Origin of the sequence: Mycobacterium sp. D16R24 (assembly GCF_002013385.1) — a bacterium.
Classification (GTDB): Bacteria; Actinomycetota; Actinomycetes; order Mycobacteriales; family Mycobacteriaceae; genus Mycobacterium.
In genome coordinates this window covers 212,691-225,234 of sequence record NZ_MAEV01000002.1, presented here as the reverse complement: position 1 = coordinate 225,234, position 12,544 = coordinate 212,691, and the positions used below count along the sequence as shown (strand labels likewise).

Annotated in this window: 6 protein-coding genes; all 6 read left to right on the top strand. The window is 64.5% G+C overall.

What is annotated here, in order from left to right; translation table 11 throughout:
• Positions 1–42 precede the first annotated feature (42 nt).
• Positions 43–1,545 (top strand): MFS transporter, encoded by a 1,503-nt coding sequence (locus tag B4383_RS02145; protein ID WP_078287772.1) that lies wholly within the window; start codon positions 43–45, stop codon positions 1,543–1,545.
• Positions 1,546–1,582: 37 nt separating this feature from the next.
• Positions 1,583–2,152: a GNAT family N-acetyltransferase gene (locus B4383_RS02140; protein WP_078287771.1), complete on the top strand. Its 570-nt coding sequence runs from the start codon at positions 1,583–1,585 to the stop codon at positions 2,150–2,152.
• Between the two features lie 160 nt (positions 2,153–2,312).
• Complete coding sequence (locus B4383_RS02135) at positions 2,313–4,421, top strand: hypothetical protein (protein ID WP_078287770.1); 2,109 nt, start codon at positions 2,313–2,315, stop codon at positions 4,419–4,421.
• A gap of 56 nt (positions 4,422–4,477) precedes the next feature.
• The gene (locus B4383_RS02130; protein ID WP_078287769.1) at positions 4,478–5,059 is read left to right on the top strand and encodes a class I SAM-dependent methyltransferase; all 582 of its coding nucleotides are present in this window, start codon (positions 4,478–4,480) and stop codon (positions 5,057–5,059) included.
• Positions 5,060–5,346: 287 nt separating this feature from the next.
• Positions 5,347–8,931 (top strand): carboxylic acid reductase, encoded by a 3,585-nt coding sequence (car, locus tag B4383_RS02125; protein WP_078287768.1) that lies wholly within the window; start codon positions 5,347–5,349, stop codon positions 8,929–8,931.
• A 53-nt stretch (positions 8,932–8,984) separates the two neighbouring features.
• A complete protein-coding gene (gene car, locus B4383_RS02120) occupies positions 8,985–12,542 on the top strand; it encodes a carboxylic acid reductase (protein WP_078287767.1) in 3,558 nt (1,185 codons plus the stop codon).
• Positions 12,543–12,544: the final 2 nt, after the last annotated feature.

Sequence of the window (12,544 nt, the reverse complement as noted above, 5' to 3'; positions counted from 1 at the left end):
GCGTACGCCGTACGCGCCCAAATATCACCGGAGCGATACCCCATGACCAGCTGCAAGAGCACTGCGCCCGAAAACGCGACGCCAGAAGGCGCCCGCGCTGGACGCCGTACATGGTTCGGGCTCGCTACTCTCCTGCTGCCCGTGTTCCTGGTGTCGATGGACGTCTCGGTGCTGTTCCTGGCGATGCCACGGCTGTCCGAGTCGCTCAACCCGTCGGCGGCCGAACAGCTCTGGATCCTGGATGTATACGGATTCCTGCTCGCCGGACTGCTCATCACTATGGGCAACCTGGGCGACCGGTGGGGACGTCGACGTCTCATGCTCTGGGGTGCAACACTTTTCGGTATCGCATCGGTGATCGCCGCATTCGCGCCCACCCCGCTGGCGTTGATCGCAGCACGCGCGCTGATGGGCATCGGCGGGGCCACCCTGCTGCCCGCCAGCCTGGCGCTCATCGGCGTCATGTTCCCCAACGCCCGGCAGAAGGCGCTCGCCGTCGGCATCTGGGCCGCGGCCTTCTCATTCGGTGCCGCCGTCGGGCCCGTCATCGGCGGCATGCTGTTGCACCACTACTGGTGGGGCTCGGTGTTCCTCATCAACGTGCCGGTGCTGATCGTGCTGCTGCTCACCGCCAACGCGCTCATCCCCGAATACCGAAACCCAGTCCTGGAACCGTTCGACCTCGCCGGCGTCGCACTGTCGATGACCGGAATCATGACCCTGGTGTATGCCGTGAAAGCCGCGGCGACGCATGGCTTCTCGCTATCAGTCGCGATCACCGGTGTGATCGGCGTCGTCACCTTGGCCGTGTTCATCCGGCAGCAGATGCGCTGCCCGCACCCGCTACTCGCGCTGGACCTGTTCCGCAACCGGACCTTCACCGTGGCAATCGTCGGCACCGTCGCTGCGATGGCGACGTTCGGCGCCACGACCTACCTCACCGGGCTCTACCTGCAGTCGGTGCTCGGGTTCGACGTACTGGCCGCAGCCTTCCTGGGACTGCCCATGGCGCTGACCGTCGCCTACTTCTCGATGGACGCAGCACGTATCGAGCGTCTACTCGGGGAGCGCTGGACATTCGTCACATCTCTGCTGGCCATGGCGGTCGGCAACGCGGTGCTCCTCGCGCTCGGCCCGCACGGGCCGGTGGGCGTCTACATCGCGGCGACGGTGATCGTGGGCGCCGGCGCCGGCGTCATGTTCACGTTCGTCTCGGCGGTGGCGCTCAATGCCGCCCCCACCGAGCGGGCTGGGCAGGCCACCGGCATCTCAGAAATGAGCTTTGAGCTCGGGACGGCCTTCGGGCTGGCATTGTTCGGTGCCCTCGCCTCGGCGATCTTCGCCGCCCGCACCCATGTACACGAGACACTCGGACAGGCCATGGCGCGCGCCAAGGACATCGGTGGAGAGGCAGGCGCCGCCGCGGCCGAGCTCGCCAGGACCGGATGGACCGACGGAATCCACGCGGTCGCGGGGGTGTCGACGCTGATCCTGGTGGCCGCCGCGATCACGGCCGCCGTTGTGATGCGTCACAGCGACACCTGATCGGGAACCTTCGGGGCATCGGGCTCGTAGAACACATATGACCCGCGAGATCCGAGACATCGACTCCACCACCGAGGCCGTTGCCCACCGCGTGATCGCCACGGCATTCGCAGAAGATCCCGTGGTTCGTTGGGTGAACTCCGACCCCCGGCGTGACGAAGCAATTTTTCACGGGATCTCACTGGCCTTGCACGGCTCCGGCCAGGGCGAGTACCTGCTGTACGAGGACGGCGTCGCCGTCGGGGCCGCGCATTGGGATCCCCCAAGCTGGGAGCCACCGGGCGCGCAGAGAATGCGGGCCATCCCGTTGCTTCTCGGCGCGGTACGACTCGGCGTCTTCCGCGGTATTGCGCTGGCGCGTGCGGCCGCGGCAGTCCGGCCCAAGCACCCGCACTGGTATCTGGCCACCATCGGCGCCACCGTCCCCGGCAGAGGCATCGGCTCGGCGCTCATCAAACACCAGATCGATCAGATCGAAGGTCCGGCATATCTGGAGAGCTCCAACATCCGCAACAACCCGCTTTACGAACGCTTCGGTTTCACGGTGGTCGACGAGATCAAACCGACGCCCGACGGCCCCACGCTGTGGGCGATGTACCGGGACTGATTGCGCCCCAACATCGCTGAAGTTCGATGGACCGGATTACTGAGAATCGGTAACGACCGCGACTACCCCGGCGATGGAATACCTAGAGTTCGGTGTGTATTAGTGCTGATAGTTGTCTCCGCTGGGTGTAGCGGGGGCGCCGGTAGTACAGAGGGTTGAGATGACGATTGTTCCGCCTCCCGTCGAGGACACGGCGATGCGGGCGTGGGAGTTCCCCGAGAACGACCCCGAACCGCCCGCACAGTGGAGCAAGTACGTGCCCGGTGAGCCGCAGCTGCGTGCGGCGGCCTTCGGGACGCTGATCGGTCTGCTGGCAGCGGTGCTTCTGGGCGCGGCCTACGCTGCCGAACCCGGCGGTTCACTGTGGGCGTTGAACAGGACCGTCTTCACCACCCACTCCCAGGACGTCGCCGTGCGGGCCGTGGTTTCCCCGCTCAAAAACGCCCAGGACATCCTGGGCAACGGTAAGCAGCCCTCTCCTGATCAGCTCACCGAGGCCCGGACCTCACTCAACGAAGCCAAACGGGGATTGGAGTTCGTCTCCGCCTCCAATGAACGCACCACCCTGCAGAACCTGTATCTGCAGCTCACTCAGCAGCTGCGCCAGTACACACCGGAACAGGCCCAGCAGCTTCCCGCGCTGCCCGCCCCGCCAGAAGTGAACACGGACGCGAATCTGGCCGCCAACGTGGGGCCCGCGGCACCGGCATCATCACCGCCAAGCTGGGGTTACGCTGCCGCCGCGAGCGCGCCCGGCCCGGCACCACAGTCCTACTCGGCTCCCCCGCCTCCCGGAATTCCGGTCGACCCCGTTGCCGACTGGCCGGCTCCCGTCGCGCCACCATTGACGCCCAACCTGCTCGATCTGGGCGGCTACGACCAGTCCTGGTCTCTGCTCTACGGATACAACGTCTTGGACTGGTTCAACTGGGGACTGTCCGGCTTCAACCGGTACGGGTTCGACTTCATGGGCTTCGACCGATGGGGCTACGACCGGTGGGGCTACGACCGATGGGGCTACGACCGGTCGGGCTACAACTGGGACGGCTACAACTGGTCCGGTTACAACCGCGACGGTCGAGATCGAGACGGCCGCAACGAATGGGGGCAATTCCGCGACGACGATCCCCGCGACCAGGGTTGGTACGACAGGTACCACCCGTATCGGGAGTACTACGACTGGAAGTTCCAGAACACCAACCCGGTGTACAGCCGCAACCTGTGGGATCAGGCACATGGGGTCAACCCTGCCCAGTACCGGGATTGGAACCTGAATCGCAGCTGGGACAACCCCTTAGAGCGTGACTGGTCCCCCGTAACCAGCACCGCCCGCGTCGCAGACCGCCCGGTGCTGGCCGAGCCGGTGGTGAACCTCGATGCGTCACTGGCGCAGTTCCTCACCGACGACAAGTCCGCCCGCCCGTCGGGGGATCTCATCAAGGACCTTTCGACGAAGTCGGTCCGAAACTTCAGCAAGGAACTGGCCACCCCACCCCCAGCTCCCGAGAAGACACCGACATCGGTATCCCCTGTCGAGGTAAAGCCTGCCGCCCCACCAGTATTGACGGCGCCAGTGCCTACGGTTCCGCCAAAGCAAGTGCCCGAGGACTTCACACCCCCGTCACTGCCGGCGGTTCCGCCACTGACACCGGCCCCGTCCACGGAGCCGCGCGCGACGTCCAGCACTTCGAGCCCAGCCCCGTCGACCGAACCGTCACAGTCACCGACCCCGACGTCCGGGCCTCCGGCCAATGCCACCACCAGCATCCCGGCTCCGGCACCCACCTCGGCGGCTCCCGCATCCACACCGAAGGAAGAGACATCGGCACCCGTGACGACGCCGACGGCTCCAACTCATGAGACACCGGCTACACCTACGCCTACGCCACGCCAAACGGTCACCACACCACCCTCGGAGACGGCCGAGCCATCGGCCGCTCCCGAACCGACCAAGCAGCACAGCACGCCGACTTACGAGGCCCCGACGCCCGAAGCACCCACACCACGGGCGACCGTAGAACCTGCCCCCCAACAGGTCCCCACCGAGGCTCCGGCGAAGCAGGCACCCGTCGAGCGTGAGACGCCCCCCTCACGAGCGTCGGCGCCAGAAACCGTGGCACCTACACGCGAAGCACCCACGCGGGAGGCGCCGACGTACAGCACGGCGACACAGGCACCCAGTTCGGGCGGCAGTAGCGGTGGTGGCGGTTACGGCAGTGGCAGTAGCGGCAGCAGTAGTAGTGGCAGCAGTGGTGGTGGCCACCACTAGCAACAGCCCCACCACAGTTCAACTAAGGGTACCCTTAGTTCATGCCTACAACATGGATGGACACCGTGATACGCCAGGTGCGCAGGGTGGGCGACTTCCCGTTTCCGCACCAGGCGGCCTTCATGCTCGACAATCCGATTCACCGGAAGTTCGTGAACCCCGCGGGTGTGGCCGAGCGGTTGGCGCTACGCGGCGACGAACGAGTGCTGGAGATCGGCCCAGGGCCAGGAATCTTCAGCGTGCAGATCGCCCCGCGACTCCCCTCCGGCCATCTCGACCTGTTCGACGTGCAGCCCCAGATGCTCGACAAGGTGAAACGCAAGCTCGATCGGGCCGGATATCGGAACGCAGGATTTCACTCGGGTGACGCCAGCAATGGACTTCCCTTCCCGGACAAGTCCTTTGACATCGCCTTCCTCGCCAGCGTGATCGGCGAAGTCCCCGACAAGACGGCATGCATCCAGTCACTGCACAAGGCACTCAAGCCCGGCGGACGGCTGGTCTTCCAGGAGATCTTCCTGGACCCCGATCGCCTGGGTATCGCCGAGCTACGCACCCTCACCGAACCGGAGGGTTTCGCCTTCTCGTCTGCCACCGGAAGCCGGTGGCGCGACATCGTGGAGTTCACCCGCACCTGATCCGCCCGAGCCGGCTCTTCACCCAAGCCTCGAGCATTCGACGCCCGAGCGACCCCATTGAGCAACCTCCGTGTAAGCCGTGGCGCCTACAGTCATGGCTCGTCGCAGCGGGTAATCCTTCGCATGGGGAGAGCCCTGCGCAACCGTCTTCACATCGACGCTATCGATGGATGCGCATCCCGGACAGTGGGAGCAGGGTGTGAGGAATACCATGTCTGGAGATATCGTTAGTTTAGGTAATCTACTTTTCAGACTTTCAAAGAACACCCTGTCGATGTGAGGCTGCCATGACCGTGACCAACGAGACCGACCCGCAGCTGGAGCAGCTGGCCCGCCGCATCGAGAATCTGCGCGAGAGCGATCCACAGTTCCGCGCCACTGCCCCGGACCGTGCGGTCGCCGAGCAGGTACTGCGCCCAGGCCTTCATCTCTCGGAGGCCATCGCGACGTTGATGACCGGATACGCCGAGCGCCCCGCACTGGGCGAGCGCGCACGTGAACTCGCCACCGACCATGAGGGCCGCTCCGTGCTGCGTCTACTCCCCCGTTTCGATACCACAACCTACGGCGAATTATGGTCCCGCACAACATCTGTCGCCGCCTATTGGCACCATGACGCGGCACATTCGGTCAACAGCGGCGACCTGGTCGCTACGCTCGGCTTCACCAGCGTCGACTACACGGTGCTGGATCTGGCGATCATGATTCTCGGCGGAGTCGCAGTGCCGCTGCAGACCAGCGCACCGGCTTCGCAGTGGACCACCATTCTCGCCGAGACCGAACCCAACACACTCGCAGTGAGCGTCGAATTGATCGGCACTGCACTGGAATCCGTACTCGCCACCCCGTCGGTCAAGCAGGTCGTGGTGTTCGACTACACCCCCGAGGTCGATGCGCAACGCGAGGCCTTCGACGCCGCCAGCGCACAGCTCGCGGGAACCGGCATCACCATCGAGACGCTCGATGCGGTGATCGCGCGTGGCGCACAGCTTCCCGCGGCCCCGCTCTACGCACCCTCCGACGGCGACGACCCGCTGGCGCTGCTGATCTACACCTCCGGCAGCACCGGGGCCCCCAAGGGCGCCATGCACAGTGAGAACATCGTGCGCCGCTGGTGGATTCGCGAAGACGTCATGGCCGGGACCGAGAACCTGCCGATGATCGGCCTGAACTTCATGCCCATGAGCCACATCATGGGCCGCGGCACACTCACCTCAACACTGTCCACCGGTGGACTCGGGTACTTTGCCGCATCCAGCGACATGTCAACGCTTTTCGAAGACATGGAGCTGATTCGCCCCACCGCGCTCGCCCTGGTGCCCCGCGTATGCGACATGGTCTTCCAACGGTTCCAGACCGAGGTGGATCGTCGCCTGGCCAGTGGTCACGCCGCGGATTCAGATGCGGTGGCCGCGGAGGTCAAGGCCGAGATCCGTGACAACCTGTTCGGTGGCCGTGTACTGGCGGTCATGGTGGGCTCGGCACCGCTATCCGAAGAGCTCGGCGAATTCATCGAGTCCTGCTTTGAGCTGCATCTGACCGACGGTTACGGATCCACCGAGGCCGGCATGGTGTTCCGCGACGGAGTCGTGCAACGCCCCCCGGTCATCGAATACAAGCTCGTCGATGTGCCCGAGCTGGGGTACTTCTCCACCGACCAGCCGCATCCGCGCGGTGAGCTGCTGTTGAAGACCGACGGCATGTTCCTCGGCTACTACAAGCGCCCCGAGGTGACCGCGGGCGTCTTCGACGAAGACGGTTTCTACATGACCGGCGATATTGTCAGCGAGCTCACCCACGACAACATCCAGATCGTCGATCGCCGCAACAACGTGCTCAAACTGTCCCAAGGCGAGTTCGTCGCGGTCGCCACACTGGAAGCCGAGTACGCCAACAGCCCTGTGGTACACCAAATTTACGTGTACGGCAGCAGCGAAAGGTCCTATCTGCTGGCGGTCGTGGTGCCGACACCGGAGGCCGTCGCGGCCGCGAAGGGAGACACCGCGGCACTCAAGGTGACCATCGCGGATTCGCTGCAGGACATCGCCCGAGAGATCCAGTTGCAGTCCTACGAGATCCCGCGTGACTTCATCGTCGAGCCCCAGCCCTTCACCCAGGGCAACGGTCTGCTGACCGGCATTGCGAAGCTGGCACGGCCGAACCTCAAGTCGCACTATGGCGATCGGCTCGAACAGATGTACGCGGATATCGCCGAGCAGCAGAGCTTGGAAATGCACCGGCTGCGTTCCGATTACGATCCCGATAAGCCCGCGCTGGAGACGGTACTCAAGGCCGCACAGGCCCTGCTGGGCGTGTCATCGGCCGAACTCGCTGTGCTGCCTTCGGACGCACATTTCACCGACCTGGGTGGCGACTCCCTGTCTGCCCTGTCCTTTTCCGACCTACTGCGCGATATCTTCGCCGTCGAGGTTCCCGTCGGTGTCATCGTCAGTGCCGCCAACGACCTCAGCGGAATCGCGAAGTTCGTTGACGAACAACGCCATTCCGGCGGCAACCGGCCGACCGCCGAGACGGTGCACGGAGCGGGGCATACTGAGATCCGAGCCGCCGACCTGACCCTGGACAAGTTCATCGACGAGGCCACCCTGCAGGCAGCCCCTTCACTGCCCAGAGCGGTCGGAGTCCCGCAGACCGTGCTCCTGACCGGGTCCAACGGCTACCTGGGCCACTACCTGGCACTGGAATGGCTTGAGCGCCTGGATAAAACCGAGGGCAAGCTCATCGTCATCGTTCGCGGCAAGGACGCCGACGCCGCCTACCGCCGCCTCGAGGAGGCGTTCGACACCGGCGACACCGAACTGCTGGCGCACTTCCGGACGCTGGCCGAAAAACACCTCGAGGTGCTCGCGGGTGATATCGGTGATCCCAACCTCGGCCTGGAAGCCGACACCTGGCAACGCCTGGCCGACACCGTGGACGTGATCGTGCACCCGGCCGCCCTGGTGAACCACGTACTGCCCTACAAGCAGCTGTTCGGCCCGAATGTCGTTGGCACCGGTGAAATCATCAAGCTGGCACTGACCACCAAGATCAAGCCCATCACCTATCTGTCGACGGTCGCGGTCGCGGCGTATGTCGACCCGGCCACCTTCGACGAAGAGTCGGATATCCGGCTCATCAGCGCGGTGCGCCCCGTGGACGAGCTGTACGCGAACGGCTACGGCAACAGCAAGTGGGCGGGCGAGGTGCTGCTGCGGGAGGCGCACGACCTCTGCGGCCTGCCAGTCGCGGTGTTCCGCTCCGACATGATCCTGGCTCACAGCCACTACACCGGCCAGCTCAACGTCCCCGATCAATTCACCCGCCTGATCCTCAGCGTGATCGCCACCGGTATCGCTCCCGGATCGTTCTACCAGGCGCAGGCCACGGCTGAGCGTCCCCGTGCGCACTATGACGGGCTGCCGGGTGACTTCACCGCCGAGGCCATCACCACGTTGGGCACGCAGGTGCCGGAGGGCCCCGACGCCACCGACGCCTACGTGACGTACGACTGTGTGAACCCGCATTCCGATGGTGTTTCGCTGGACAACTTCGTCGACTGGCTCATCGATGCCGGCTACCCCATCCAGCGCATCGACAACTACAACGAGTGGTTCGACCGCTTCGACACCGCCATCCGCGGCCTACCCGAAAAGCAAAAGCAGCACTCGCTGCTACCCCTGCTGCACGCGTTCGAACAGCCCTCCGGCGCCGAGGACCATGGGGTTGTTCCGGCCAAGCGTTTCCAGCACGCGGTGCAGGCGGCCGGAATCGGTCCGGTCGGGCAGGACGGTACGACCGACATCCCGCATCTGTCGCGACAGTTGATCGTCAAGTACGCCAAGGATCTCGAACAGCTCGGTCTGCTGTAGGTCCAGGTGAGCCCCCGCACTTACAGAATCGACGGTTTCGTAAGCTGCCCGATATGACGATCGACGCCACCGCTGCCCATACGAAGGAAGCACGTCGTCAGCGGTTGGTCGACCGCGTGAGGCGTCTCTTCACCGAGGATCCGCAGTTCGGTGCCGCCAAACCCGACACCGCGGTAGATGCTGCCGTCGCCGTGCCCGGTCTGCGGCTCGCGCAGGTGGTCGCCACGATCATGGACGGGTACGCCGACCGGCCCGCCCTCGGGCACCGGACCCAGGAGCTCGTCACCGATGAGGCGGGACGCTCGACGCTGCGTCCACTGCCCGAATTCGAGACCGTCACCTACGGCGAGCTGTGGGGTATGGCCCGTGCGCTGGCTTCCGCCTGGCATCACGATGCCAACGCGCCGCTGCGGACAGGCAATTTTGTCGCGATGCTCGGCTTCACAAGCGTCGACTACACCGCGGTTGATCTGGCGTGCATCCATCTGGGCGCGGTGGCGGTACCGCTACAAACCAGCGCGCCCGCATCGAACTGGACCGCCATCCTTGCCGAATCCGAACCCTCGGTGCTGGCCGTGAGCGCCGAGTTATTGGATGCAGCAATGGAATCGGCGCTTGCCACGCCGTCGCTGCGACATATCACCGTCTTCGATTACCACCCCGGTGTCGATACACAGCACGAGAGCATCGAATCCGCGCAGCACCGGATCGCCGAGGCCGGGCTGCCGATTTCCGTTGACGTGATATCTGCGGTGATCGGGCATGGGCGGGCCCTTCCGGAGGCTCCCCTATTCACCGCCGACGAGGGCGAGGACCCATTGGCGCTGGTGATCTACACCTCGGGAAGCACGGGCACCCCTAAGGGCGCGACATACACCGAGAAGATGGTCGCCAAACCATGGCTGAGGGCCGACACCCTGAGCTCCAAGGCCGAAATTCCTTTGATCAACCTCAATTTCATGCCGATGAGTCATGTGATGGGCCGCGGCAGTCTGGTCACGGCGCTGGCCTGCGGCGGCCTCGCCTACTTCGCGGCATCAAGCGATATGTCCACCCTCTTCGAGGACATCACCCTCACCCGTCCCACGGTGGTGACCCTCGTTCCCCGCGTGTGCGACATGCTCTTTCAGCGTTACCGCAACGAGGTCGACCGCCGCGCTGGGGTGGATCCCGCGACCGACCTCGCCGACCTCGACGCGGAAGTCAAGACCGAGATACGTGAGAACCTTTTCGGCGGACGCGTTTTGACCATCGTCTGCGGCTCGGCGCCGCTGTCGGAAGAGCTCGCGGCATTCATCGAATCCTGCCTGGACGCCCGCATCACCGACGGTTACGGGTCCACCGAGGCCGGGGTCATTGTGCGCAACGGACGAATCCAGCGCCCGCCCGTCATCGACTACAAGCTGATCGACGTGCCCGAGCTGGGGTACTTCTCCACCGACAAGCCGCACCCGCGAGGTGAGCTGCTGGTCAAGGCCGAGTCGGTGTTCGGCGGCTACTTCAAGCGTCCCGACGTCACGGCCGATGTGTTCGATCCGGACGGGTACTACAAAACCGGCGATATCGTCGCCGAGCTCGAGCCCGACAAGATCCAGATCGTCGACCGGCGCAACAACGTCATCAAGCTGTCCCAGGGCGAATTCGTCGCGATCGCCAACCTTGAGGCCGAGTACGCCAACAGCACACTGGTACACCAGATTTGCGTCTATGGAAGCAGCGATCGGTCTTATCTGCTGGCCGTGGTGGTACCGACCTCCGAGGCATTCGAGCTAAGCCACGGCGATAACGACCTACTCAGGCGCCTGATCGCCGAGTCTCTTCAGCAGGTCGCCCGCGACGCACAGCTGCAGCCCTACGAGGTGCCCCGCGACTTCCTGGTCGAGACCGAGCCGTTCACTGCCGCCAACGGCCTGCTGACCGGTATCGCAAAGCTGGCCAGGCCCAAGCTGCACGAGAAGTACGGTGCCCGCCTCGAGCAGCTGTACTCCGACATCGCGAGCACCCAGGCACTCGAACTTCAGGCCCTGCACTCGGCCGGACACGAGGGAAAGCCGGTCCTGGATACCGTGCAACGTGCGGTCACGGCCCTGCTGGGGCTGTCCGCGGCCGAGGTCAGCCCAGAGGCGCACTTCATCGACCTGGGCGGCGATTCCCTCTCCGCCCTCTCATTCTCGGATCTGCTCCGCGACATCTTCGCCGTCGAAATTCCGGTCGGCGATATCGTCAGCGCTGCCAACGATTTGACCGCCATCGCACGCATCATCGAAAGGCAACGCGACTCCGGCTCGGCCCAACCCACCGCCGAGACGGTGCACGGAGCGGGGCACACCCAGATCCGCGCCGCCGACCTGACTCTGGACAAGTTCATCGACGAGGCCACCCTGCAGGCGGCCCCCTCACTGCCCAGAGCCGTCGGAACACCGCAGACCGCGTTACTCACCGGAGCCAACGGCTACCTGGGCCGGTTTCTGGCACTGGAATGGCTTGAACGCCTGGACAAGACCGGCGGAAGACTCATCGCCATCATCCGCGGTAAGGATGCCGATGCCGCCTACCGGCGTCTGGAAGAAGCCTTCGACAGCGGAGATGCCGAACTGCTGGCGCATTTCCGAGCGCTGGCCGAAAAGCACCTGGAGGTGCTCCCCGGCGACATCGGCGACCCGAACCTGGGACTGGATGCCGATACCTGGCAGCGCCTGGCCGACACCGTGGACGTGATCGTGCACCCCGCCGCGCTGGTCAATCATGTGCTCCCCTACGGCCAGCTGTTCGGCCCGAATGTCGTTGGCACCGCAGAAATCATCAAGCTGGCACTGACCGCCAAGATCAAACCCATCACCTATCTGTCCACGGTAGCCGTAGCAATGTCGGTGGACCCCAGGGTATTCGATGAGGATTCCGACATCCGCACCATCAGCGCGGTCCGGCCCATCGATGAGGGATACGCCAACGGATATGGCAATGCCAAGTGGGCGGGCGAGGTACTGCTGCGGGAGGCTCACGACCTCTGCGGCCTGCCAGTCGCAGTGTTCCGCTCCGACATGATCCTGGCCCACAGCCACTACACCGGCCAGCTCAACGTCCCCGACCAGTTCACCCGCCTGATCCTCAGCCTCATCGCCACCGGCATCGCACCCGGATCGTTCTATCAGAAGCAGGCCACGGGTGAACGTCCGCTCGCTCACTATGACGGGCTCCCAGCAGATTTCACGGCATCGGCCATTACCGCGGTCGGCACGACGGTCGCGTCTTCTGAAGCATTCCAGACCTACGATTCGGTAAACCCACATGCCGACGGCATATCGCTGGACAACTTCGTCGACTGGCTCATCGATGCTGGCTACCCCATCCAGCGCATCGACAACTACAACGAGTGGTTCGACCGCTTCGACACCGCCATCCGCGGCCTACCCGAAAAGCAAAAGCAGCACTCGCTGCTACCCCTGCTGCACGCATACCGATACCCGCAACACGCGCACAACGGGGCCTTCATACCCGCCATCAGATTCCGCGAGGGTGTCCAAGCCGCCCAGAACATCGACATCCCCCACCTCACCCGGGATCTGATCGTCAAATACGCTAAGGATCTCAAACAGCTCGGGCTGTTGTAGCC